At 55.9% G+C, this 23,892-nt stretch carries 22 protein-coding genes; 9 read left to right on the top strand and 13 right to left on the bottom strand.

The annotated features are described in order from the left end of the window. Positions 1–4: 4 nt before the first annotated feature. Genes VGH19_22925 through VGH19_22910 form a run of 4 tightly spaced genes read right to left on the bottom strand, consistent with a single transcriptional unit; the run spans position 5 to position 3,061 of the window. Entirely contained in the window at positions 5–880 is an 876-nt protein-coding gene (locus VGH19_22925) for a hypothetical protein (GenBank protein HEY1174238.1), read from the bottom strand. Between the two features lie 53 nt (positions 881–933). Next, complete coding sequence (locus VGH19_22920) at positions 934–1,617, bottom strand: hypothetical protein (protein ID HEY1174237.1); 684 nt, start codon at positions 1,615–1,617, stop codon at positions 934–936. Beyond that, entirely contained in the window at positions 1,614–1,973 is a 360-nt protein-coding gene (locus VGH19_22915; protein HEY1174236.1) for a hypothetical protein, read from the bottom strand. The genes VGH19_22920 and VGH19_22915 overlap by 4 nt, the downstream gene beginning before the upstream one ends. A 38-nt stretch (positions 1,974–2,011) precedes the next feature. Next, positions 2,012–3,061 (bottom strand): hypothetical protein, encoded by a 1,050-nt coding sequence (locus VGH19_22910; GenBank protein HEY1174235.1) that lies wholly within the window; start codon positions 3,059–3,061, stop codon positions 2,012–2,014. Between the two features lie 115 nt (positions 3,062–3,176). On the opposite strand from VGH19_22910, the gene VGH19_22905 reads away from it, so the two are divergent. After that, positions 3,177–4,601 carry a right-handed parallel beta-helix repeat-containing protein gene (locus VGH19_22905; protein ID HEY1174234.1) on the top strand — a complete coding sequence of 475 codons (1,425 nt, stop codon included), beginning with the start codon at positions 3,177–3,179 and terminating at the stop codon, positions 4,599–4,601. 2 nt (positions 4,602–4,603) lie between these two features. Here the strand turns inward: VGH19_22905 and VGH19_22900 are convergent, their stop codons facing one another. Then, entirely contained in the window at positions 4,604–5,482 is an 879-nt protein-coding gene (locus VGH19_22900) for a PQQ-binding-like beta-propeller repeat protein (protein HEY1174233.1), read from the bottom strand. A gap of 422 nt (positions 5,483–5,904) precedes the next feature. On the opposite strand from VGH19_22900, the gene VGH19_22895 reads away from it, so the two are divergent. Next, entirely contained in the window at positions 5,905–6,357 is a 453-nt protein-coding gene (locus VGH19_22895; GenBank protein HEY1174232.1) for a DUF5069 domain-containing protein, read from the top strand. A 119-nt stretch (positions 6,358–6,476) separates the two neighbouring features. Here the strand turns inward: VGH19_22895 and VGH19_22890 are convergent, their stop codons facing one another. Then, entirely contained in the window at positions 6,477–7,574 is a 1,098-nt protein-coding gene (locus VGH19_22890; protein ID HEY1174231.1) for a M24 family metallopeptidase, read from the bottom strand. Between the two features lie 82 nt (positions 7,575–7,656). On the opposite strand from VGH19_22890, the gene VGH19_22885 reads away from it, so the two are divergent. The 3 genes from VGH19_22885 to VGH19_22875 all read left to right on the top strand — a co-directional run bounded on the left by VGH19_22885 (position 7,657) and on the right by VGH19_22875 (position 12,705). Then, the gene (locus VGH19_22885; protein HEY1174230.1) at positions 7,657–8,370 is read left to right on the top strand and encodes a hypothetical protein; all 714 of its coding nucleotides are present in this window, start codon (positions 7,657–7,659) and stop codon (positions 8,368–8,370) included. Positions 8,371–8,477: 107 nt separating this feature from the next. Then, positions 8,478–9,173 carry a ribonuclease III gene (gene rnc, locus VGH19_22880; protein ID HEY1174229.1) on the top strand — a complete coding sequence of 232 codons (696 nt, stop codon included), beginning with the start codon at positions 8,478–8,480 and terminating at the stop codon, positions 9,171–9,173. Between the two features lie 253 nt (positions 9,174–9,426). Continuing rightward, positions 9,427–12,705, top strand: a complete 3,279-nt coding sequence (locus tag VGH19_22875) for an immunoglobulin domain-containing protein (GenBank protein ID HEY1174228.1) — start codon at positions 9,427–9,429, stop codon at positions 12,703–12,705. A 15-nt stretch (positions 12,706–12,720) separates the two neighbouring features. On the opposite strand, the gene VGH19_22870 is transcribed toward VGH19_22875, so the two are convergent. The 4 genes from VGH19_22870 to VGH19_22855 are packed head-to-tail and all read right to left on the bottom strand — an operon-like array spanning position 12,721 to position 16,653. Further along, positions 12,721–13,194 (bottom strand): macro domain-containing protein, encoded by a 474-nt coding sequence (locus VGH19_22870; GenBank protein HEY1174227.1) that lies wholly within the window; start codon positions 13,192–13,194, stop codon positions 12,721–12,723. A 28-nt stretch (positions 13,195–13,222) separates the two neighbouring features. Continuing rightward, positions 13,223–14,302, bottom strand: a complete 1,080-nt coding sequence (gene thrC, locus VGH19_22865) for a threonine synthase (GenBank protein ID HEY1174226.1) — start codon at positions 14,300–14,302, stop codon at positions 13,223–13,225. Further along, a complete protein-coding gene (locus VGH19_22860) occupies positions 14,299–15,264 on the bottom strand; it encodes a hypothetical protein (GenBank protein HEY1174225.1) in 966 nt (321 codons plus the stop codon). The genes thrC and VGH19_22860 overlap by 4 nt, the downstream gene beginning before the upstream one ends. 21 nt (positions 15,265–15,285) lie before the next feature. Next, complete coding sequence (locus VGH19_22855; GenBank protein HEY1174224.1) at positions 15,286–16,653, bottom strand: homoserine dehydrogenase; 1,368 nt, start codon at positions 16,651–16,653, stop codon at positions 15,286–15,288. A gap of 438 nt (positions 16,654–17,091) precedes the next feature. On the opposite strand from VGH19_22855, the gene VGH19_22850 reads away from it, so the two are divergent. Both VGH19_22850 and VGH19_22845 read left to right on the top strand, forming a co-directional pair. Next, a complete protein-coding gene (locus tag VGH19_22850) occupies positions 17,092–17,376 on the top strand; it encodes a hypothetical protein (GenBank protein ID HEY1174223.1) in 285 nt (94 codons plus the stop codon). A 17-nt stretch (positions 17,377–17,393) separates the two neighbouring features. Further along, positions 17,394–17,618 carry a hypothetical protein gene (locus tag VGH19_22845; protein HEY1174222.1) on the top strand — a complete coding sequence of 75 codons (225 nt, stop codon included), beginning with the start codon at positions 17,394–17,396 and terminating at the stop codon, positions 17,616–17,618. A gap of 112 nt (positions 17,619–17,730) precedes the next feature. On the opposite strand, the gene VGH19_22840 is transcribed toward VGH19_22845, so the two are convergent. Next, the gene (locus VGH19_22840) at positions 17,731–19,230 is read right to left on the bottom strand and encodes a sulfatase (protein ID HEY1174221.1); all 1,500 of its coding nucleotides are present in this window, start codon (positions 19,228–19,230) and stop codon (positions 17,731–17,733) included. Between the two features lie 212 nt (positions 19,231–19,442). Here VGH19_22840 and VGH19_22835 point away from each other — a divergent pair, with 212 nt between their 5' ends. Then, the gene (locus tag VGH19_22835) at positions 19,443–20,711 is read left to right on the top strand and encodes a PQQ-binding-like beta-propeller repeat protein (GenBank protein HEY1174220.1); all 1,269 of its coding nucleotides are present in this window, start codon (positions 19,443–19,445) and stop codon (positions 20,709–20,711) included. Between the two features lie 134 nt (positions 20,712–20,845). Continuing rightward, positions 20,846–21,307, top strand: coding sequence for a PaaI family thioesterase (locus tag VGH19_22830; GenBank protein ID HEY1174219.1), 462 nt, complete (start codon positions 20,846–20,848; stop codon positions 21,305–21,307). 118 nt (positions 21,308–21,425) lie between these two features. Here VGH19_22830 and VGH19_22825 read toward each other — a convergent pair whose 3' ends face one another. Further along, the gene (locus tag VGH19_22825) at positions 21,426–22,403 is read right to left on the bottom strand and encodes a metal ABC transporter permease (protein ID HEY1174218.1); all 978 of its coding nucleotides are present in this window, start codon (positions 22,401–22,403) and stop codon (positions 21,426–21,428) included. Then, on the bottom strand, positions 22,400–23,890 hold the full coding sequence (locus VGH19_22820; GenBank protein ID HEY1174217.1) for an iron chelate uptake ABC transporter family permease subunit: 1,491 nt from the start codon (positions 23,888–23,890) through the stop codon (positions 22,400–22,402). The genes VGH19_22825 and VGH19_22820 overlap by 4 nt, the downstream gene beginning before the upstream one ends. Positions 23,891–23,892 lie beyond the last annotated feature (2 nt).

Genomic DNA, 23,892 nt, shown 5'->3' with positions numbered 1-23,892 from the left:
GGCATCACCCTCCCATCACCCTTCGCCTCAACTCTTCGGAAATCTCCGGGTAAGATTTCGTGCTCAACGAAGCATGCAATTCACGGGTGACGCATTCGAATGTCGTGTCATGAAAGGTGAAAATGAAATGTCGTCGAGGAGACATCGTGTGCTCAGGAAAAACCACCTTGTTCTGCTCCGCCATTTCCTTCACCCATTTGGAGTTGATGACTTCAAACACATCGTAGGCCGACAGGCCCCATTCATATAAAGGATGTCCGGGTAACGCTTCATCATTGGGGTAACCGAACTTGGTGGCCATGCAGCCTTTGAAATCGATAATACCGAATCCCGCATCCGCCCGCATACCATCAGGCATTTCTTTCACCGCACAGAATGCCAGCATGATGGCGTCTTCACTCTGAAAGATGATCGGATCAGGCACAGCGGCTTCAGGTTTGAATCCAATATCGTAAGGCACTGCGTAGGGCATCCCTTTGGCAGCCGCCAAAGCCCGTTGCGCCGAAGCCAGTGCTTCAAAGGCTGCCGTTAACTCTTTCCAACTGAAGCGTTCCAACTGTGCTTTTTCAGTATGTCTGCGGGCTTGGGCGAGCTGTTGCTCCAAGTCAGAGATTTGCTGATCCTTATCCGTTGAGCTGGATTTCTGGAACGACAAAAAAGCATTCCCTTTGCTTTTAAATATCAATCCACTTTCATGCGCGACTGGTTCACAAGAAATCATCGAGGCTGTTCCCGGCCATGGCCCCGGCTCTTTTCCATCCAACCGATTAAGGATATCCTGCGCCAACTGCCGCAAGGACGCCTCATCCCCGATAAAACGGTATTCCGTGCCTTCTTTAGAGCCGCCAATGACCAGCTCAAGATTGATAGGATTTGGCATAAATATTCACATCAACGACCAGTCCCGCTAACGCGAGCAAGCAAGGCCACTCTTCACAACTTGAGGTCGTACCCCTTGCAATGGCTCTGGTCGCATTTGGCCGTCTCAAGCAAGGAATCACCGCGATTTGAATAATCTGCAAGACCTCCATGACAGAGGACTTTGCCCTTATGCATCAGCACACTGATCCCATGTTCGTCATCCCAACCACAGTGAAAATCCACGGTAATCAACCCAACCCCATCAATACCTTGGTCATAGAGGCCAAGGCCAGTCCACACGATCTGTTTCTTAATGCCGTCCGGAGCATCAAGGGAATGTTTCTTGATGAACGATTTCAGCCCGCCTTTTCCGATTAAGAACAACATCAATTCCTGTCTCCAGCTCTTCACTGCCAATGCAGATTTAATATTCTCTGCGGCAATGTCCCCCAAATACTTTAAAAGCCTTGTTTCATAGGCACTCGCATTCTCGATGAAGTGTTCAAATGCGGTTCGGTGATGATCCACCAATTTCCCAGCAACTTCATGGTAAGCCGTCACAATCACCTTTTGAGGTCTGTCGACTTCATCATCCTCGGCTGCGTAAAAATAGCCATCCTCATCCAAGGTCAGACGGTTCTCACAATCTTTGAACGCGATACGAGCCATTTTACCCTCTGACCAAGGGTAGTCACCATCCCGCTTAAACTTGATTTCACTGAATTTCATTTTCGGTTTCCCCTCAGGCACATTCACATCGATGTCCAGTCCGCATAAACCACCCGCGAAGAATCCTTGTCAGTATAGATCAGTATCCAGCGGAATGGTGGTCCGCGATGCAAAAACATGTGCAGAACTTTATCCCCTACAAAGTTTTCCTCTTTCCGAGTGCCGCGCAGAAGCATGTATAGGCTATCGGCAATCACATCCACTGGCTTCCCCAACTGCTGCACCACATTTGTGAACGGTGTGCCGGGAGCGATTTGCGCGACCACTTGCTTGACCTCACGCAATGACCGCCATCTCTGCCACTCAATCAAACCGATTAAGCCAGCGACCAGCAGCAGCAAACCAGCCGCCGCCGTCACAAGATATTTTACGAAACGGTTCATCCGTTTTCGGTTAATTCATCCCCTCAACTATCCACTATCTACTCCCTCGGCTTCGCCGGTTTCAGCATCTTCATTTGCCATTCCACTACACCTTTGACCATCTGCACTTCGGCCTGGCTCACTCCGGCTTTCACCGGGTCCACGCTGAATGCTTTCAACCACTCATCTTTCATCGGACGATAATTCAGTTCCGTTTGCAGGCGCGTATCCATATCCGGCATATGCGCGGCACCGTAAAAGATCGCGATCGTCTTCGGCGGATGCTTCTCCGCGAGGCTGGCGCGCAGGTCATCCATCACCACGTGATTACGCTTCTCGATCAGAACTTTTAGCAGTTCCTTCAAGCCCGGTGAGGGCATCTCCATGCGCGAGAGATCACCTTCCAAGCTGCCCAGCATCTCGATGAACGAGAGCTTCACCAAGGTCTGTATCTTCGGACTGGCTCCGATGAATTTCACCATCATCTGCAACACGCCGCCCATAAAACCGGAGCCATCCATCGCGGACATCAGGTTATCGAACTGCGCCGCGCCAGAATCATCATTCGGTGCCTGCACCGGCTTGCCTGAGCCCGGCGGGCCGAAGCGCTTGCCGGGATTCAACACCTCCATGATCTGCGTGATGGTCATATCACTGTTCAGGAAGTGCGGACGTTCGTAATTGACCACATCGAGCTGGAACTCCAATCCCAGCGATTTCGCCAGATCCGCTTGCAAGGAGAACTCGTTCGTCGCCCGCACCGGCATCTTCGGCGGCGGTGGAGCAGAAGTATCGTGCGGCTTGGGTTTGGCGCGCTCTTCACTGGCGCGCACGCCTTCAAACAAAACTAACTCCGTTGCTTCCAACCGGTTCTGCACCGTCTGGTAATATTCTGCATCACCGATGTGGGACACGCCCACGAGATAGACGATAGGATCGCGCTTCTTGGGTCCGTGGAATTCGCGGATAACGATATCCAGCGAGGCTGTGCCACCCGCAGCCCGTGTCACACGCATGTAAGGTTGCGGTGGTGTGACGGGCGTCTGGACACGTGAGGACTGGCACGCCGTCAATGGCAGCAGCAGGAGGAGCCACAGTACTTTCTGCATCCTTTGGAAATGTTTTCTCATCTCGGATTCGGCGTTGCTCGTTATAGTGCCTTGGGTCTAAACTGTCCGCCAGTCTGAACTGGTTGAGCCTGCAACCGCATCTTCTGCCCGAACTATGAACCGTCTAGCTGTGTGCTTTATTTTCGGTGCCGTAAGTTTAATCCCGCTGCTCGCTGAAGCCGCTTCCGTGCGCGACTTCGGCGCAAAAGGCGATGGCAAGACCGATGACACCGCCGCCATCCAAAAGGCTGTGCATGAGGCGAACGATGGCGTGCTGGAATTTCCCAAGGGCAATTATCTTCTCACCAAAACCATCGAAGTGAAGCTCGCCGAGCGCGGTGTGACCAGCTTCACCGGCCTAGGCGGTGTTGGGCGTGTCACGATGTCTGGAGCGGGTCCGGCCTTCCGCTTTACTGGCACGCATATGGGTTCTGCTGATCCGGCTTCATTCAAACCCGGCGTCTGGGAAAAGGAACGCATGCCGCAGGTGGATGGCTTGGAGATCGTCGGCACACATGCAGAGGCTGACGGCATTGAGTTCGTGAAGGTGATGCAACCGACGGTGCGCGCCACGCTCATCCGCAATGTGCGTGATGGCATCCGTCTCTATGAACGTAATCGCAATGTGCTCATAGACAGTTGCCACATCTATAACAACACAGGTGTGGGTGTGTTCTTCGATCGCGTGAACGTTCATCAGGCCATCATCCATGGCAGCCACATCAGCTATTGTAAGAGTGGTGGCATCAAGATCGCGGCGAGTGAGATCCGTAATTTTCATTTCACGGGTAACGACATCGAATACAACTACGACCTGAAGGCAGAGGCTTCGGCGGACATTCTCATCGACGTCACGGAAGGCAGCGTGCGGGAAGGAACCATCGCCAGTAACACCATTCAGGCGAAGCCGAGTCCGGGCGGTGCGAACATCCGCTTCATCGGCAATGCGGAATCGGCGGACAAAGTGGGCGTCATCAGCATCACGGGCAACATGATCAGCAGCCAGAAGGTGAATGTGCACTTGGTGCGCGCACGCGGGATCGTGCTCAGCGGCAACACCACATTCGTCGGTCACGAGCATGCGCTGCTCCTCGAAGAATGCCGGAACATCTCCGTGGGCACGCAGGTTATTGATCACAATCCGGATTATCGCGGAGACGTGACCGGCGGCATCACCTTGAAGAAATGCAAGGCCATCACCTTGAGCGGAATACAGATGGAGGACATCCGGGCCGGTTCACTTGAAGAGGGTGGTGCTATCGAAGTGATCGACTCGGATGGTGTGAAGATCACTTCCAGCCAGATCTACGAGCCGGGGCATCGCGGCATCTTTGTGCAAGGCTCGCACAACGTCTCCATCTCCGACTGCATCATCGCTGATCGCCGCGAAGAACCCACGCTCACTCAATCCGTGATGGTGGCCGGCCGCTCCAAAGGAGTACTCGTGCGCGGGAATATTCTGATGCGCGGCAAGACTGGCGATATCAGCGCGGAAACTTTTTCAGCGAAAGCAGAAGGTAACTCGCCGTATGTGAAGTAGGCTTACCGCAATATTTCGCCCTTCACCACATTCCCCTTCACATCCAGCAACTGAATCTGATTGATAGTCTTGAACTGGACGTGGTCCTCCACCAGCCAGACCACTTTCTTGTCCCGTGTCACCTCGAGCACTTGCGGCTGTTTGCCGATGTGACCGTGACCAAGGTAATTGCAGAAGATCGTGTTTCCATTCGGCAAACGCTGGCAACCGGCCATCAAGCGTAACGGATTGCCTTCCAGATCATTCTCGTTCAGTTCCCAAACGACTTTGCCGTCTTTATCGAATTCCTGGACCTTGTGGCCATCGCCGCAAGTCACAAGCAGATGACCTTTGCCCACGGAGACGGCACCATGCGGATCACCAGGCACTTTGAGTTCACGCACGGTCTTACCTTCCTTGTCCAGTTCCACAATCTTTCCCTCGCCCTTGAAGCACACGATGTAATGACCGTTCGCCAACTTGCGTGTGCCGCGATACTGGTTGTGCATCTTCACGGCCGGGTCCGTCGTGAGCTTGATCTCTTTGGCGATCTTGCCCGCGCGATCCACCTCGATGATGCGGCTGGTGCCCGTCTCCACGATCATCACTTTGCCATCGGTCAAGGGTTGGCAGGCATGCACCTCACACTTCACATCGCTGGGTGCTTTGTATTCCCAAACGATTTTCTTTTCCGCATCGGGCGTCACCTCCACCGCACCATTAACATAGCAGAACAGGTAATTGCCATTGGGCAACAACCAGATGTCTTGCGGGTTCTTGCAATCATATTGCCACTCGATCTTGCCCTCCGCCGAGACCCGGCAAACCTTGTTCCCGCCGTAATCACACGCCAGGAAAGGATGCGCTGCCTGCACTGCTGTCGTTAAAAAAAGACAAAGCACGGCTAAAAAACGAAGCAAGGAATTCATCCCGCAAGAGTGACGAAACCCACCCGCCCCGCAAGCGCAAACGGGACGAGGGTCTGTGACCTGCAGCAGGTTCATTGAAGCCGGTGCTATTAAATTCAAGGAGCGTAAACCAGAGCAACGATCCGTTTTCCCTTCATACCTGTTAGAGCGGTTTAAAAAAATGATGTAGCCGGGTGGAGCGAGGATTTTTGGGTTCTGGCGAGGCTTTGGCGAAGGAGCAGGTCCCCAAGACCCTGTGACTGAGCCGAAACGAAGCCAGAACCCAAAAAGACCGCCCTTCTCATTCTTCAGCCACCAGGCTACAGGATTTTTTTTACCGCTCTAATCTGCGGTCAAGGGCCATCGGGAAAAAGCGATTGGCCATTCCTCCTCTTTTACCCGATGCTTCCATCATCATGAAGATCGAAGGCATCAAGGGTTGTTACGAGAAAACGCGCGGTATCTTTTACTTCGCGCGTATGTGTTCGAAGATCCGTCTGCACGCGGCGGGCAAGCTGCCAGCGGATTATTTCGATATGCTGGGCAAGGGCTTCGATGGGCGCACGTGCCGCTATTTCGGCGTGCGTTACGAGGATGTGAAGAGCCTGGTGCTCTCCGGCAAGTCAGATGCGGAAGTGCTCGAATGGTGTGAGAGCAATGGACGCCGCCTGACGGATGAACAGATCCTCATCTATAACAGCTTCATGAGCAAACGCGGCTGGCGCGACGATGAGACGGATGGCTTCATCCCGGACATGATCAAGGAATATGGATTCGCGGATGACGGCAAGGTCATCACGGACTTCGACCTCATCGAGATGGATGAGGGGCGCTGGCATCAAGACCAGTGGCGCGATGCGTGGAAATGACGAATGGTGGTTTCCTGCCCGCAGCAACACACCCAAGCAAAACGCTATCCGACAGGCACTGCCCGTTCGGAAAGTCATTGCAATTATCACATTGCTGCGAGTCAGAGACTCGCGCTCCATTACCTCACCAAAATATCCGGCCGTTTCACGATCTTACCATCCCACTCCACGCTGACCATCGGCCAGTCCTTGGATTCGGTGACCACAATCGGTCCCTTGGCGGTCGCGAGGATCGTGTCTTCGCTCTTCGTACCGGTGATGGAGGGATTCCACGCGTAAGGTTGGTTCTCCAGCACTACGCCTTGCGCCGTCGGTGAACCGAGATAATCGCGACCCTGATAGCCGCATGGTCCGCCCTGATGGTGAAGATGCCACTCATCCGGGAAACCTTGCTGCGCATACGTCGCCGTCGCACGACGGAACACTTCACGCACCGGCGTGCCGATGCGCGTGCTCTGGTGCATCGCCGTATCCACGAGACACACCGCCGCATGACGCCGCTTCAGGTCTTCGCTCAACTTGCCGAAATGCACGAGGCGCGTCATCGCCACGATCAAGCCATGCTGACGTGCGCACAGCACGAGCATCGCGTATTTCTTGAGCTTCTTCTTCGTCGGCAGCGGATGACGGAAATTCTTCACGCGCTCATCCGTGGCCACGAGCAAGACCACGGGCGTGAGATCACGCTGCCATGCGGCATCGGCCAATTGACCGGCGAGATTAAACTCCGTCTGACCCGGCTTGATAGCCTTGCACACTTCGTTCATCGCGGCTTCCGTCGCCTTGCCCAACGCGAGGTAGCGTTTCACTTCGATGGGTTGCAGGGAATAGTGCAATGGCGCGAAGAGTTCCGGACGCGCTTGCGTGCCCCATTCGCCGTTATCCGAGAGAACCTTCTTCGGGTCCACCACGCTCTTCAGCGTTTCCAGCGCACCCGGCGCATCGAACCACTCATACACGAGCGGCTTGGCACCGAGGCCCTTGAGAGCTTCATTCAAGAGGCGCGGCATCTCGATGCGCGTGGCGAAAACGTAGAGTCCTTTGGGAGTGACGAGGAGCTGGCCGAACGATTTGTCGGTGTTCAGCGGGATGTGGGCCTCGCCTCCGCAGGCGAGCCACGAGAAGTTCGGTTGCAGGCCGAAAAGCGCACCGGCAGCCTTCTGTTCTTTGATTACGGCCCGCACTTGGGCTAACTTGATCTCTAGTTCCGCGTTCATGAAAATGGGTTGAAGTCGTTTAATCTCAGGCGATAATGGCCCAGCATCCTAAGCGGAGCAGCGGGTTTAACAACCATTTTCCATGATCGATTGGAACATTCAGTCACGGGCGCATCATTGCCAGGCGTGCCAGCAGAAGTTCGCTGACAAGCAGCCGTATCGCACGGTCTTGTGCGATGAAAAACACGAGTATCAACGCATGGACGTGTGCGAGAAGTGCTGGCAGGAGCAATTCGCTGCCGGAGCCAAGGACCGCAAAGGCTTCATCTCCCAATGGCAGGGCGTCTATCACGCGCCTCCTGCGCAAGCACCCGATGCGATCCAGAAAGACACCGCCGAAACACTCCTGCGCAAACTGGTGGAGCTGAATGACCCCAAGTATGCCGCCGCGAGTTACATCCTCGCCGTGATGCTCGAGCGCAAACGCCTCCTGAAAATCCAGAGCCAGTTCAAACAGGAAGGCCAGCGCGTGTTCGTCTATGAACAGCCCAAGACGGGCGATATCTTCACCATTCCCGATCCCGATCTGCAGCTCGATCAATTGCAACAGGTGCAGCATGACGTGGCGAACTTGCTCGAACACGGCTTGCCTGGTTCCGAACCCACCGCGCAACCTCTCCCCTCTGTGACCACGGAAGCACCCGCTGATGCTGCGGCAGCTCCGGCTGATGCCACGTCCGAAGAACCGCCTTTGAAATCTTCCGGTGAAGCCCCACCTTTCGTGGAAGAAGCCACTGCGATCCCGCCTGCGCCCGTTCCGGAGGATGAAATCAAACCGGGTTCTTCCCCGTCATAACTCCGTAACTTACCGGATTACGTTTTCCATCTGGTCAACGTAAGAGTCTCGGCCATAAGCACGATGTTGTAAGCGGTTTCGGCCAGATCGTGGGCCTCTAAATCAGCGTGAGCATACATGCACAATTAGAATCCGCTCTGGGTTATAGGTTCCGCCAGCCGGAACTGTTACGCCTGGCCCTGACGCACCCTTCCATGTCCCATGAGTCGGGCGAAACGGAGCACAACCAGCGCCTCGAATTCCTCGGTGACGCCGTTCTCCAGCTCTGTCTCACCCGCGAACTCTACGACCGTTTTCCTGATGCGGATGAAGGTTCCCTCACCAAAGGTCGCGCCCGCTTGGTGAACCAGAACTCGCTCGCGGAACGCGCGATGTTCCTGAAGCTCGGCGACTACCTCATCATGAGCCGGGGCGAAGAAGCCAACGGCGGTCGCTTGCGTCCTTCCATCTTGGCAGACGCCTTTGAAGCTGTGATCGGTGCAGTCTATCTGGATAGCGGCCAGGACTGCGCTTGCGCCACGCTCATCAAACAATTTCGCTCGCAGCTCGATAACCTCGACCACCTGCCCAAGGTGGAAAATCCCAAAGGTGCGTTGCAGGAATTCCTGCAATCTACCTCAGTGGAAGCTCCGCGTTATGAGGTGGTCTCAGCCACGGGTCCCGATCACGATCGTGAGTTCGAGTGCGCCGTCTGGCACACCGGTCGCGAATTGGCACGCGGCACCGGCAAGAGCAAAAAAGCCGCCGAAGTCGCCGCCGCCGCCATCGCACTAGATTTGCTACGAGAGAAGAAAATTAGTTAATAGCAGGTTCGTTTTTTTGCTCCTTCCACTTGGCCCTAACAAAGCCTCCATTGTTTCCCTATGGACAAAAAGGGATAAATCTTTTCATTTCAAAACGCATTCTCACGTTTGACTTAGGCTCACCTTTTGCTTCTCCTCCAACCGCTTGATTGCAAGGAAGTTGACGCTTTCCAGATGCGTTTCATCCAATCCGTTTAAAGCTCTGTCGGCTTTTCATCGGTAAGCGAATTTTTTGCCAATCTTGCGGTGTATTATGAATCGTTTCACTGGGGTGTGGTTGGGGCTATTGCTGATGCTCGGGGTGGTGCAGAATTCCGCGGGGGCTGAATACTCTGCTGCAAATCTTTTGCCCAGCCAGTTGGCGGGCAAAACTCTCTGGCTGCAGATCGTAAGCAAAGGTGGCAATGCCGCCTATGAATCCACCGGCAGTTATAAAGCGGTGTTGCACGCCAATGGCACCTACTCGGTGCCTGCCGCCTCTGGCATCTCTCCTCGATCCGGCACTTGGTCCGCTTTCAAAAATTACGATGTGCTCTATCTGGACCTCACCGGCTGGTTCAATGATTCCACGGTGGATGTGTTCGTTTTCTTCTCCGTCAGCGGTGTCAGCGTCCCCGCTTACTATGAAATTCACCGTGAGCATCTCGATCCCGAGGAAGATGGCGGCAATCAAGTCGGCATCGTGCGCATCACCGATGGTGAAGCGCCCAGCCCCATGGCACCCGTCATCAGTTCGATCAGCGGTGGTGGCACGCGCATCATCAATACAGACATCGTGTTGAGCGTGACCGCCTTGAGCGATCTGCCCATGACCTATCAATGGTCCAGGAACAACACGCCAATCGATGGCGCCACGCAATCCACCTATCCCCTCAATAACATCCAACCCGCCAACTCGGGTACCTACAGTGTCGTGGTCGGTAACGGTGTGGGCAATGCTTCGACCAACACCGTGCTCACCGTCGGCGCTGGCGAATCACCGACCTTCCTCGTGCAGCCGAGCAATAACTACTGGGCACTCACCCAGACACCGGTCATTACCTGCACGGTCACCGGCACACCACCAATCGGCTGGTTCTGGCAAAAAGACGGCGTGCCTTTGGTGAACGGTCCCAAATACGCCACGCTCGCCGCTGGCACATCACCCACAGCTCCCGCCAGCCCCGCACTCTACATCACGGATTTTCAAGCCGTCGATGCCGGTGGTTACTCCGTGGTGGTGACCAATAATTTCGGCTCCATCACCAGTGTCGTCGCGCAGATTCAGGTATCGACCTTGCCCGTCATCGCGGAAAATCTGAAAGACCAATATGTCATCACGAATAGCCCCTTCAGCCTGAGCCTCGTCGCTTCCGGCACACCGGTGACTGCCGTGCTCTGGTATAAGAATGGCAGCTATCTCACCAGCACCGAGACACCGCTGCTGCAAAGAATCTCGAACCCTTCTGCTGTTGCTGATACTTACTACGCCGTGCTGCAAAACGGCGCAGGCTCAGTCACCAGCGCCGTGGTGAAGGTGCAGAGTTTTCTTACCACCGCTCCGGATGTTTTCTTCGAATACCCGAACGAGATCCGGACCATCGGCACAACCATCAGTACCACCCAAAACACACGCCTGACCATCGCAGCTTCGGCTTACGGCGTTCCCCCGCTGGCGTTCTACTGGTATCGCAATGACTCTCTCATCCCCAGCCACACGGCGGTGAATTATGATTACCCCACGAACGGCAACGGCTTCGTGAAGATCCTCGATATCCCTTCCGTGCAAGGCAGCGATGCAGGCACGTATTACGTCGTGGCGAGCAATCAATTCGGTTCGCGCACCAGCAAAGTGGTCACCGTCTCTGTTCAGCTCGCCGACGTGCCTTACATCGCCATCCAACCACTAGGCGTACGCACCTATACCACGCGCCTGACGAGTGCAGGCTCAGTCAGCATCGGCTTCACCTCGAGCGTCTCGGCCACCTTGTATTGGTACACGAACAACACGCTGCACACCGCACGCACGACGACCTACGGTGCGGGCAGCAACTATTTCTCCTACAGTCTGACGCGCACCTTCGCGAACACGAACGCGATCTACGCCGTGGTCTCCAACCAGTTCGGCATGAGCACCAGCGCCGTCGTCACGGCGGAGGTTTACCTTTCACCCGGCACGCCCGAGGCTGACTTCAGTCTGTCAGGTCGGACGTTTGGTAATAGCATCACCAAAGTCATCTCGTTGCCTGATGGCTCGGTGTTGGTCGGTGGTGCCTTCTCAATTTTTAACAGCATCACCACGGGTCCTCTGCTGCAATTCCAGCGTGATGGCAACCCCACCAACTTCCGCCTCACGAACAGTCTAAACACCGGTTACATCAGCGGCGGTGTGAGTAATTTCTACCGTTTCCCCGATGGCAAATTGCTAGTGGTAGGCAGCCTCTTGGCGAACGCTTTCCCCGCCTTGAGCTACGCGAACATCATCCGTTTCAACACGGATGGCACAATCGATACGACTTTCACAGGCGGTCGTTACACCGACGCGAGCACCTCTGCCTATGATCAATATATCAGTTGCGCGGCGACGAATGCAGATCAAGCCGTTTACATAGGTGGCCGCTTCAGCACCGTGCAAGGCAATGCGCAAAAAGGTTTCGCGCGATTGAGTTCCAGCGGTGCGTTCGATAGCGGCTTTCGCCCGACCATCGCGAACACGAACGGCACGATGGATATCTACGCCGTTCTTGTGCAAGCGGATGGCAAGGTGCTCATCGGCGGCACCTTCACGAACATCAATGGCACGGCCATCACGAACCTGGCGCGCCTGAACGATACCGGCACGCTCGATACTTCGTTCACGCCCGCCTACATCAATGGTGCTGTGCGTTCTCTGGCCTTGGTGAATGGCTACATCGTTATTGGTGGTGATTTCGGCAATGTCGGCAACAGCTCGCCGATCAAACCCATCGTCGCGCGCCTCAGCGCGAATGGCATATTGGATACCTCTTGGGGACTTACGAACATCACGGCAGGTGGCATGGTGCGCGAAGTTGTTCCGATGTCCGATGGACGCGTGATCGCAGTCGGTAACTTCACCACCACCGTGGCTTCTGGCAATCAACGCAAACAACTCCTGCGTATCAGCCTGGACGGCACAGCGGACCAGATCTTCGCTGGTGGTAAAGATTGGGATCCGAATCAGATCGTGAATTCTGCTGCGCTCACTACTGATGGCCATCTGTGGATTGGCGGTAATTTCACAGCCATCGGTAACATCACCATCAATCGCCTGGCGTTGCTCTCCCTGGATGCGCCGTTAGTTACGCTGATCGCACCGGTGCTGGGTATGCCAGTGTTGGTGAGCGGGAATGTCTCCTTCACGTTGGCCACGACGGCAGGCATCCATTACGAACTGCAATCCACGACGTCCTTGAGTTCGCCCACGTGGATCACGGGGGAATCATTCAATGGGGATGGTAATATCCACACCTTTGCCGTGAGCAATACAGGCGCGCAGAAATTCTATCGCGTGATGGCGACGCTGGTGCCGTAAGGCACAACGATTCACTCAGGCGAAGTCATACACCGTCACTGATATGCCTTGGGCGATCAGTTCGGCCTCGATGAGTGGAAGTATCTCTTCCCACTTGCCACCGGCCAAGCCGCACCCGATGCGAGGCATATGAACAGAGGCGGAATGTTTCAGCGCGTGCTCTGCTACTTTCGCCAAACCTGCTTGAACGGCATCGTAACGAATCGGGGGAACTTTGGTTCGCGTGCGAATGTTTCGTTGGCCGATCAGATTGGCGATTGTGATGTCCGGAGTAACGGAGACGAATTGCACTTCGCCTAAAGCAAAAGGGATTTTCTCCTCGCCCTGAAACCATGCGCGATAACGAGCCTCAGGTTCTTTCCAGCGTTTGCTGATGGAGGTGACAAAGCCTTTGCCCCAAGCACCGACATCATTGCAGACGTGGACGATAATTTTCTGCCCATCACCGAGCGGACGTGTTGCGTCACCTGTTTGATAGGTCAGAGGCATACACGCCGTAGCGTTAAGTGAATTGGGCTTACAATCCGATCACCTTCATCACGGCTTCCTTCGTCGGCGGCACCACTGTCGCTTCGAAGCCTGCCGTCTTGATCGCATTATCCGGATCCTTCAAGCCATGGCCCGTCATCGTGGCCGTGATGACACTGCCGACGGGAATCTTACCCGCTTTCACGCTGCGGATCAGGCCTGCCAACGGAGCCGCGCAAGCAGGCTCCACGAAAATGCCGTCTGTGCGTGCGATCAATTTATACGCTGCCAAAATCTCCTCATCCGTCACCTTGTCGATGAAGCCTTGGGACTCTTTCGCCGCATTCACCGCAGGCTGCCAGCTCGCAGGGTTGCCGATACGGATCGCCGTCGCCACCGTACTTGGCTTCTCGATCGGATATCCATCCACGATCGGTGCCGCGCCAGCCGCCTGCCAGCCGCACATCTTCGGCAGACGATCTGCTTTTTGCACCGAGTAGTATTCCTTAAAACCCTTCCAATATGCCGTGATGTTGCCTGCGTTACCCACCGGCAGGTAATGGAAATCAGGCGCGCGACCAAGCTGATCGCAGATCTCGAACGCCGCCGTCTTCTGACCTTCGATACGAACGGGGTTCACGCTGTTAACGACTTCCACCTTACCCGTCTCGCCGAGTTCACGCACAATGCGCAAGGCTTCATCAAAGTTACCTTCGATGGAGATCGTCGTGGCCCCATACATCAAGGCCTGTGCGAGTTTGCCGAGGGCGATCTTGCCGTTCGGGAGCAGCACCACGCACTTCAAACCGGCACGCGCCGCATATGCTGCTGCGCTTGCGGAGGTGTTGCCCGTGCTGGCGCAGATGACTACTTGCGCGCCTTTTTCCTTCGCCTTCGTCACGGCCATCGTCATGCCGCGGTCTTTGAAAGAGCACGTCGGGTTCAAGCCCTCGTACTTCAGATAGAGCTCGAACTCGCCACCGATTGCCTTCACGAAATTATCCACGCGCACCAGCGGCGTGTTGCCTTCGCACAAGGACACGATCGGCGTCGACTCGGTCACCGGCAGATAACGCCGATAAGCCTCGATGATCCCACCCCAACGATTTGCACTGTTAGAAATTGTCATTTTTCGGACTTCCTGACTTTAGCCGCATCCGGCCAGAAAAAGCGATACCCGTATTCTTCTACCTTCGTGGAAGGTGTTTTCCCCTCCAGCTCCACCATCATCACAGACTTCCGGCTGGCCGTGCTCGGGAGCAACGTCGCCAAGTCCGTCACCGTCTCATAAGCCACATGGCGCTCCGCCGAAATCACCGTCGGACGCGTCAGTTCAAAGCCACCCATCGCGTTGCTCAAAGCCCGGGCATACTTCGGACCTGTCGTCAGTTCATCCGAGGTCAACCGTACCTGACCGCCCGTGCCCTTCGCCTTGCCGAGATTGTTATGCATCAACTCGCCGAACACGAAGATGTCCTGACCGAGGAACATCGGCACCTGACTCGTCGTGGAAGTGTTCTCCGCGAGGGGCGCCTTCCGCCACTGTCCCACCCACGCATTCCAATGCTGCCCCAAACTCCGCCCAAACGTCTCCATGCCTGCGGGAGAATTCAGTTCCGCCGCATACTTCTTGTTCTCCGCCGTCTTCTCAGGGAACGCCTGTTCACGCTGCTTGACCAGCTTGGCGATCACTTCCGGCGACATCACCGCGCCGATATATTCCCCCGTGCTGCTGATGCGCAACGGCGGGCGGCTCGACATCATCGCCTCCAGCGGACGCACCTCATTCTTCAGCTTCTCACCCTTGATCTTCTGCCCGGCCACCTCTACGCACTTCGTCTCCACCCACGTCAGCAGATAATCATTCTCCGCACGCGTGAAGGACAACGTGTGACGGAACACCGTCTTGTTGCCGTTCACCTGCGCCGCCTCTTCCACCTGGAACTGCATCGGCGCGGGCCAGGCAAAGGTCGGTGCGGCGGTTTCTTTCAGGGGCCCCGGTGCCGCCGCAAAGGCGGACACACCGTTCCACGCGAGCAACATCGCGCTCGCGAGCAAACGGCTGACAGAGGGTACGACTTGGTTGAACATAAGGGTACGACTTATTTGTGGTTACTCGAAATTCTCCACCCGGAACATCACTGGCTTCCCCTTGATCACGTCCAGTTTGCTGATCTGCCCCAAAGCCTTGGTCATCGCCGCCAGCGACGCGTCATGAATCATCAAGATGAGCGGCACGCTCTCACCCTCGTGGCCTTCCGGCTGGATCACGGACGAGATGCCGATCTTCGCCTTGCCCAAAAGATTCGCGATCTTCGCCAGCGTCCCCGGCTTGTCCACCACGCTGAACCGCACGTAATATGGCGATACCATCTTGCCGGGCGCGATAACCGCGCCATCGCGCTCATGCGGCACGAACGGCGGGATGCGATTCTTGCTTTCGCACTTCAAGTCCAGCGCCGCATCCGCCAAGTCGCTCAGCACGGCACTCGCCGTCGCGTCCTGACCCGCACCGCGACCGTAATACAGCGTGTCACCCACCACATCACCGCGCACCAGCACGGCGTTGAAAACTTCATTCACACTCGCCAGCACATGCGAGTTCGGCACCAACGTGGGGCAGACGGACAATTCGATCGGTGAGCACTTGTCGCCGCTGTCCGCATTCTTCTTCACGATGCCCAAGAGCTTGATTGTGTAACCGAGCTGCTGCGCGAACTGGATGTCCAACTGCGTGATCTCGCGGATGCCGTTCAGATAGGCATGATCCGAGTTCACCCAGAAGCCATGTGCCAGCGAGGCCAGGATGCCCGCCTTGTGCAACGCATCATAGCCATCCACATCCAGCGAAGGCTCTGCTTCCGCGTAACCCAGTCGCTGCGCATCGCTCAAAATTTCCTCGAAGCCCTTACCCTCGCGCTTCATGCGCGTGAGGATGTAATTGCACGTCCCGTTCAGGATGCCGTAAAGGCGCGTCACGCGATTACCAATCAGCCCTTCGCGCAAGACCTTGATGATCGGGATGCCACCCGCCACGCTCGCTTCGTAGTAAAGATTCGCGCCGTGCTTCTCGGCTGCTTCGAAGAGTTCCTCACCATGCTTGGAGAGCAACGCCTTGTTCGCCGTAATGACGGGTTTACCGAGTCGAAGCGCCTCGAGCACCACCGCTTTTGCCGTCGTGGTGCCGCCCATCAATTCGATGACCACCTCCACGGCGGGATCATTCACGACCTCTTCCCAAGAAGTCGTGAGCACCTTGCGGCTCAACGCCACCGGACGCTTCTTTTTCAGATCACGCACCGCCACGCGGGCAATACGAAACTCGACGCCGAGCCGGGACGCCATGAGCGCGCCATTGCGCTCCAGCGCCTTCAGAACGCCGCCGCCGACTGTGCCACCACCGATGAGGCCCAAATTCACTTGCCGCATAGGACCGCCGAGAGTGCCGATTGCGGGCTGATGCGACAATCCTATTTTCACGCAGTTTACCATGGGTAATTCTCCTTATTTCCACCGGGCAAAATGCCCAATGCCTTTCCCGATCATAATCGTTCCTTCGTCCTCGTCGTCGTCCTCGAATTCAAGGTGGAGCTGTCCCGCCGACGGAATCACCACGGCCACCCCCTTCTCCAGCCGAGGAACGAGGCTCTAATCTTTTCCCCACTCTCGATGTTCGACGTTGGGCGTTCGGTGTTCGATGGGTAAAAATAGTTAGAAATATTTTGCCACCCTCCAATCGCGTCAGAGGCGGAACTGACCAGCCTTTCCCTCCGTGCTTTCAGTGTCTCCGTGGTAATTCTTCATCCGTGTAAATCCGTGTTCCATCTGTGGCTAGAATTCATCCTCTTCCAAAAACCAATTTTTAAGTAGGGTAACACCTCATTTAATCACCGTGCCGATTGGGTAATCCTCTCACTCATGACCACTTATTCAGGCTTGCTAGACGGACGTATTTTCTCGAGTGACAAACCAGTTGTCGTTTTCGGCTGGCCCTCCAAAAGCACCGTCACCTCTTTTACCGCCAAGCAAGCGGCGTGGAACTATCTCGAAGCAGGCAGCCGCCAGAGCCCTAAAGCCGTTTTCGCCCGCCTCTACGAATTCAATGGCACCCACTGGCACCGCATCCCCACGCAACCGACCTACCTGCAACGCCTCGAAATGAATCTTGCCCGTTCCCACGAGCCCCAACCCATGGCGGCTTGATTACTGAAGGAGCATCTATGGCGATCGCCAGACTCTTCATCGGGCCTTTGGAAGGCAAGGAATTCACCGCTGAGAAGCCCTTCATTTTCCTCGGCTGGCCAGACGAAAAGCCAGCGCACGCCTTTGACACTCTTGAGGAACTCAAAGAATTCGTGAAAGGCGCCACCCAACGAAACCCGGCCGTCCCGCTTGGCAAAGCCTACGAATTCAAAGACACCAGATGGCAGCCCGTGGACCTGTAGGAGCGAGGTTTGTCCGCCGCAGTGCCGTCCCCTTCATTCGCTTGCCCCATTCGGCTGATAAATCCCCTGCTGTCCTCTTCATAATTCATCCTTCATACCTCATAATTCCCCCTCACTCCGGAATCTCCGCCCCCTTCCTATACGTCTTCCCCTCCCACACGAAATCCCCTGTCGCCGCATCATACGTCAGCACACGACTAGCACTTCCCTTTGCCGGGGGCAGATCGATCTTCGGCAGCCACTGCTTATGCTCCGCGATGATCTTCGCGTATTTCTTGTCACCCGCCAGATTCGTCCACTCATTCGGGTCCGCTTTGATGTCGTAAAGCTCCTCCGAGCCATCCGCATACCGGATATACCGATACTGCTCCGAGCGGATGCCGTGATTCCCCTGATTGTGCGACGTGATGGCCGGACGCGCCCGCTTCGTCGCCGGATTCTTCAACTGCGGCACCAAGCTGATGCCCTCCAAGTCCGTGCGCGCAGGCAATCCGCACAACTCCACTAATGTCGGATACATATCCAAGAGCTCAGCCGGTTGCATGCAGCGCCCGTTCTTCACCACACCCGGTCCCGCAAAGATCAACGGAACGCGCGCTGACCGTTCCCACAACGTATTCTTCCCGGTGATGCCTTTCTCACCGAGATGCCACCCATGATCGCCCCACAACACTACGATCGTATTCTCCGCCTGTCCGTTCGCCTCTAACGCATCCATGATCCGCCCCACCTGCGCATCCGTGAAACTCACGGAAGCCAGATACGAGCGCGCCAGATTGCGCCATTGATTATTCTCCTGCACCCACTTCAAGCGCGGCTCCGGCAGGTCCCAGTGCAGATACCATGCGAAGCGCGGCACGTCATCACGGTCATTCGCCTTCACCGGCGGCAGCAGCGAATCATCATCTGGATACAAGTCATACCATTTCTGCGAGACATAGCACGGCACATGAGGCAGGAAGAAACCGGCGGCCAGGAAGAACGGCTGGTCTTTCGGCATCTGCTTGAGCTGCTCAATGGCCCAACTCGCCACCTGATAATCGCCCTTGTCCTCATCCTTATGCGGGAACACCCCCCAATCCATCAGCGGATTGTTCCCCATCGGCGTCGGCGGGATTAGCTTCTTTTCCGGCTTCACACCGATGCCACCCGCATTGCCCCACACATCGAACTCCTTTGCACGCATCTGCGGCCCGCCGATTCCACCGTGATAGATCTTACCCACCGTGTAAGTCTTGTAACCGTTCGCCTTAAAATGCTGCGGCAACGTCACGCGATCCTGAAACTCCGGCAACGTGCGAAACCATGGCGCGAGGCCATAAACCCCCGTCGTCGTTGGCCGCAACCCCGTCATCAAACTCGTGCGCGAAGGATTGCACAACGGCGCCTGGCAATGCGCATTGAGAAACACCGTCCCTTGCTTCGCCAGCTTGTCGATGTTCGGCGTCTTCGCCAATCGATGCCCGCCCAGCGCTCCGATCCAGTCATTCTGATCATCAATGGCGATGAAAATGACATTCGGCTTCTTCGCACTCTCCGCCGCGACAGCCTGATGTATCAGTGACAATCCCACGACCCAACAACCAAGGAGCAAAGTAAGCGCACGCTTCATAGGAATAGACCCAAGCATACCGACTCTAGACGCCCCGCCAAGCCAATGCGTTACATCTTCTCTAGTAGCAGACGACGTGAAGAGGCTCTAACCCCCTTTTCTTCATCGCGTCCTCCGTGTCTCCGTGGTTCATCATTCAAACCAAACCCGCTTGTAATTCTCCCCATTCCTGTCAAAAAGCCAGCATAGCACTCGGCACTGCCTTAGGCCTTATGAAGATCAAAGCCACGTTCTTGTTATCCGCAGCCCTTGCCTGCACCGCGCTGGTCACGTCCACCTCTGCTCAGGAATGGACCCGCTTCCGCGGTCCGAACGGAACCGGCGTGAGCAATGCCAAGACGATTCCTGTCCAATTCACCGAAAAAGATTACAACTGGAAAGTCCCGCTGCCCGGCGATGGCCATTCCTCACCCGTGATCTGGGGCGACAAGATTTTCCTCACCGGCTCTCACGAACAGCAAGGCGGCCTGATGGTCCACGCCGTGAGCGTCCATGATGGAAAAGTTCTCTGGCAGAAAGATTTTCCGTTCCCGGCATTCCAGAAGCATAAATTCAACAGCTACGCCTCCTGCACTCCGGCTGTGGATGCTGAGCGCGTCTATGTCACATGGTCCACGCCGGAGCATAACATGCTCGTCGCTTTCAGTCATAAGGGTGACGTCGTCTGGCAGCGGGATTTCGGCGCATACGCCAGCCAGCACGGCTCCGGCGTCTCTCCTATAGTCTATGAAGAGATGGTAATTCTCCCGAATGATCAGGACGCGAACAGTTCGCTCATCGCCGTTGATCGCAAGACCGGCAAGACCGTGTGGGAGACCAAGCGTAACAGCAAACCCGCCGCTTATTCCACGCCGTGCGTCTACGAACCGAAAGGTGCCCCAGCGCAACTGATCTTCAACAGCCAGGCCCACGGCATCACCGGCGTGAACCCCAAAGACGGCAAGGTCCTGTGGGAATACGCCAACGCCTTCGATAAACGCAGCGTGAGTTCTCCCGTGATCGTTTCCGGTTTCGCCATCGGCTCCTGCGGCAGCGGTGGTGGCGGCAATTACGTCGTCGCGGTAAAACCCGGCGATGATGCGAAAAACCAGCCCGCCACGCTCGCCTGGACGATGAAGAAGTCCGCCAACTACGTTCCCACGCCCGTCGTGCTGGGTGATCTCCTCTTCACGTGGAGCGATGCCGGTGTCGTCAGTTGCATCAATGGCAAAACGGGCGAAGTGAAATGGCAGGAACGTGCTGGTGGTAACTTCTTCGGCTCCCCTATTTTGATCGGTGACAAGATCTACGCTATCGCCACCAACGGCGAAGTCGTCGTGGTGAAAGCCGCTGAGACCTTCGAAGTCCTCGGCCGCAGCACCTTGGGTGAACTGACGCACACAACGCCCGCAGTCGCAGGTGGTAAACTCTACATCCGCACCCTAAAACACCTCATCAGCGTCGGCGGCTCCAAGATGGCCCCCTTGAAGGCAGAGAAGTAAACAGCTTCGACGAAGCACAAACCCCGTGCTGCCGGATTCCAGCCGGCAGTTCGAGGCATCCACTGTAGCACACGGTTGTTAGCGATTTTATCAGACTCGACGCCATCCCTGCTTCCCCTGACACTTCTCTGCGTATGAAGACGTTGCCCCATACGCGTTGCTGTTTTGTTTGCGGTTCACAAAATCCCGTCGGGATGAACTTGCGCTTCACTGTCGATGACAATGGCGTCCACACCGTATTCACCCCCTGCAAAGAACACGTCGGCTTCAGCCGCACCATTCACGGCGGCATCCTTGCCACTGTTCTCGATGAGATCATGGCCTGGGCCTGCATCGCTCAAGGCGGCCAGCTCGCCTATTGCGCCGAGATGACCACGCGTTTCCTGAATGTCGTCCGCCCCGGCGATGAAGTCTTCGCCACGGCCAAAATCGTGGAAAATAAACGCGGCAAACTCTTCCTCGCCGAATCCGAATTGAAAACCAAAGACGGCACCGTCCTCGTCATCGGCACCGGCAAATACCTCGCCATCAAAGGTGACGCACTCGAAGAGATGAAGGCTGACTTGGTGGCGGACTCGGGGGATATAAGATTGTAAGTAAACTTACACTATCAAGAACGCTGAGGGAAAACCAAAGCGCGCGAAATGTTCTCCCTCTCCTCTTAATGAGGAGAGGGCCGGGGCGAGGAGTGAGAAAGCATCATTGCTCGCGTTCTCATTTCACCCCATCCACAATCCCCTCCGGCGGCTCCAGATGTGTCCTGCGTTGTCGTATCCACCGCACTAACAAGCCCTCCAAGGGACTGAACACCCACGCCAACGCGAACAAGAAACTCGCCATCACCACCATCGCGCCCGCCATCGAGCAGTTCAGCCACGTAGCCAGATGCACTCCGAGCAATGAACTCAACGCCGCAACCAAAACCGTGAGTGCATGAATCACCGGCAACCGATGCGACAGCATAAACGCCGTCGCTCCCGGCAAAATCAACATCGCCACAACCAACACCGCGCCCACAGATTCAAACGCGCTCACCACCACGATCGAGAGCCAGCACATCAACGCGTAATGTACGAATGTCGCATTGATGCCCAACGATGTCGCCAAGCCTGCATCAAACGAACTCACCAGCAGTTGTTTGTAGAACAGCACGACAAACGCCAAAGTGATGACCGCCACAATCCCCATGCGCAAGACCGGCAACGGAACACTGAACGTCTCGCTCAACTTCACCGGATCGCCGAACGGCACAAACGCAATCTCGCCATACAGCACGCACTCCTGATCGAGATCCACTTGCGACGCGAACATGCTGATGATGATCACGCCCACCGCGAACAAGCTCGTGAACGCGATGCCGATCGCCGCATCCTGCTTCACACGACTTTTCTTATGGATGACCTCGATAAGAATCGTCGTCACCACACCCGCGACGAGCGCGCCCAAGAACATAGCTAATGTTCCCCGGCTCTTGGACAATAAGAACGCAATCGCGATACCCGGCAGCACACTATGGCTGATCGCATCCCCCACCAACGCCATGCGCCGCATCATCAAGTAATTGCCCACCAATCCGCACGCCGTCGCCACGAAGAAACCCATGAGCGCGATGAGGATGTTCGCCCCAAAGCCCTCAGTCCACGGCGCGATGACGTGCTGCTGCCAGTCAAATGGTGGAATGAATTCGCTCATGTACGTTTCCCGTATCCCGTCGCATCCGCCGTACGCTCAGGCGGATTGCTGCCGCGTTGGATATCCGCTTGGCCAGGAATGAGTTTTCCATGCGGATCATGCGTGGCGTAGTTCAGCCGCTTCTCCAATTGCCGCACTACATCCTCACCCAGCACGTGCTCGATCTTCTCCGCATCTTCATGCACGTGATCGGCGGACATCTGCGCCGCATTCGTCAGATACAATTCCCACAGGCGGTGGTTCCGCACTATAGCGCAAGCGCGTTGCCATCCTTCCGGCGTGAGGAAAACCGTATGATCATCATCCTGCAACGTAGCGAGGTCATGCCGTTTCAATTCACGCAACTGACCCAAGATATCTTCCATCGTCTCACGACGACGCTCGGCGAGCTCAGTCGCCGTGACACCTTCCGGTTTGAAATCACGCGCTTCCAGCACGTGATAGACGGACTTGAGGGTGTTCTCCCGCTGGATGCGCAAACTGCGCGAACGCCGCCGCCACCAGCGCATGATCACGCCATGCTGCGGACCAAAGAGAAACGCTGCCCCAAACACCGCACTCGCACCCAGCACCATGAACGGCCCCGTCGGCAAACTCGGTCCAAGAAAGGAAAGGAATGCTCCCGCCGCGCCAGACACCATGCCAAACACTGCCGCCAGAATAAGCATTCGATGCAACCGATCCGTGAGCAGATATGCGGCCGCCGCCGGAGTGATGAGCATGGCTGACACCAACACAACACCCACCGCCTGCAACGCAATGACGACTGCGAAAGCCAGCATCAACATGAGAACGTAATGCATCACCTGAACGGGAATTCCCGTCACTCGCGCGAACCCCGCATCAAAACTCGTCACGAGAAATTGCTTATAGAAGAGCCCGACGACCACGAGCGTCAGCACCGTGACGATTGCCATGAGCTTCACATCATTCGGACCCAGCGCCGCCGCCTGACCGAACAGAAATTTATCCACACCACTTTTATTTCCCGTCGGTAACCGCTGGATCATCGTCACCAGGCAGATACCCACTGAAAAGAACGCCGCCAGCACCAAACCAAGCGCCGCATCCTCTTTTAATTTCGTAGTGTGCTTGATGGCACCCACGATCGCCGTGCCCAGCAATCCCGCCAACGTCGCCCCCACAAAAATCGCCACCGGATCCTTAGTTGTGTTCCAAAGAAATCCCAACGCCACTCCGGGCAACACCGCATGCGATAGCGCATCACCCACCAACGCCAATTTACGCACTACAATGAAGCTCCCCATCACCCCGCAAGAAATCCCCAAGAGTATGGAACCCAGCAACGCATACCTCACCGCCGGATCTTGAAATGAGAAAAACCGGATCGCCTGTTCCGTGATGGTCGTCTCAGAAATCTCACCAATCTTCGCTGCATGTCCATCTATCGTGAACCAAAACACCACGACCGCTATCAAGAGATAGCGTAGATAGTGGATGGTAGATGATGGATGGTGTTTAAACATCG

This window comes from Verrucomicrobiia bacterium (assembly GCA_036405135.1).
Lineage (GTDB): Bacteria > Verrucomicrobiota > Verrucomicrobiia > Limisphaerales > JAEYXS01 > JAEYXS01.
The sequence above is the reverse complement of the archived record's forward strand: the minus strand, read 5'-3'. Positions and strand labels throughout refer to the sequence as shown.

Bases quoted from the DNA above. Each gene is read 5' to 3' on its own strand.
- VGH19_22840 (HEY1174221.1), bottom strand. From the start codon at position 19,230: ATGAAGCGTGCGCTTACTTTGCTCCTTGGTTGTTGGGTCGTGGGATTG.
- VGH19_22835 (HEY1174220.1), top strand. From the start codon at position 19,443: ATGAAGATCAAAGCCACGTTCTTGTTATCCGCAGCCCTTGCCTGCACC.
- VGH19_22845 (HEY1174222.1), top strand. From the start codon at position 17,394: ATGGCGATCGCCAGACTCTTCATCGGGCCTTTGGAAGGCAAGGAATTC.
- VGH19_22870 (HEY1174227.1), bottom strand. From the start codon at position 13,194: ATGCCTCTGACCTATCAAACAGGTGACGCAACACGTCCGCTCGGTGAT.
- VGH19_22850 (HEY1174223.1), top strand. From the start codon at position 17,092: ATGACCACTTATTCAGGCTTGCTAGACGGACGTATTTTCTCGAGTGAC.
- thrC (HEY1174226.1), bottom strand. From the start codon at position 14,302: ATGACAATTTCTAACAGTGCAAATCGTTGGGGTGGGATCATCGAGGCT.
- VGH19_22820 (HEY1174217.1), bottom strand. From the start codon at position 23,890: ATGTTTAAACACCATCCATCATCTACCATCCACTATCTACGCTATCTC.
- VGH19_22925 (HEY1174238.1), bottom strand. From the start codon at position 880: ATGCCAAATCCTATCAATCTTGAGCTGGTCATTGGCGGCTCTAAAGAA.
- VGH19_22895 (HEY1174232.1), top strand. From the start codon at position 5,905: ATGAAGATCGAAGGCATCAAGGGTTGTTACGAGAAAACGCGCGGTATC.
- VGH19_22830 (HEY1174219.1), top strand. From the start codon at position 20,846: ATGAAGACGTTGCCCCATACGCGTTGCTGTTTTGTTTGCGGTTCACAA.
- VGH19_22885 (HEY1174230.1), top strand. From the start codon at position 7,657: ATGATCGATTGGAACATTCAGTCACGGGCGCATCATTGCCAGGCGTGC.
- VGH19_22910 (HEY1174235.1), bottom strand. From the start codon at position 3,061: ATGCAGAAAGTACTGTGGCTCCTCCTGCTGCTGCCATTGACGGCGTGC.
- VGH19_22875 (HEY1174228.1), top strand. From the start codon at position 9,427: ATGAATCGTTTCACTGGGGTGTGGTTGGGGCTATTGCTGATGCTCGGG.
- VGH19_22860 (HEY1174225.1), bottom strand. From the start codon at position 15,264: ATGTTCAACCAAGTCGTACCCTCTGTCAGCCGTTTGCTCGCGAGCGCG.
- VGH19_22890 (HEY1174231.1), bottom strand. From the start codon at position 7,574: ATGAACGCGGAACTAGAGATCAAGTTAGCCCAAGTGCGGGCCGTAATC.
- VGH19_22825 (HEY1174218.1), bottom strand. From the start codon at position 22,403: ATGAGCGAATTCATTCCACCATTTGACTGGCAGCAGCACGTCATCGCG.
- VGH19_22905 (HEY1174234.1), top strand. From the start codon at position 3,177: ATGAACCGTCTAGCTGTGTGCTTTATTTTCGGTGCCGTAAGTTTAATC.
- VGH19_22915 (HEY1174236.1), bottom strand. From the start codon at position 1,973: ATGAACCGTTTCGTAAAATATCTTGTGACGGCGGCGGCTGGTTTGCTG.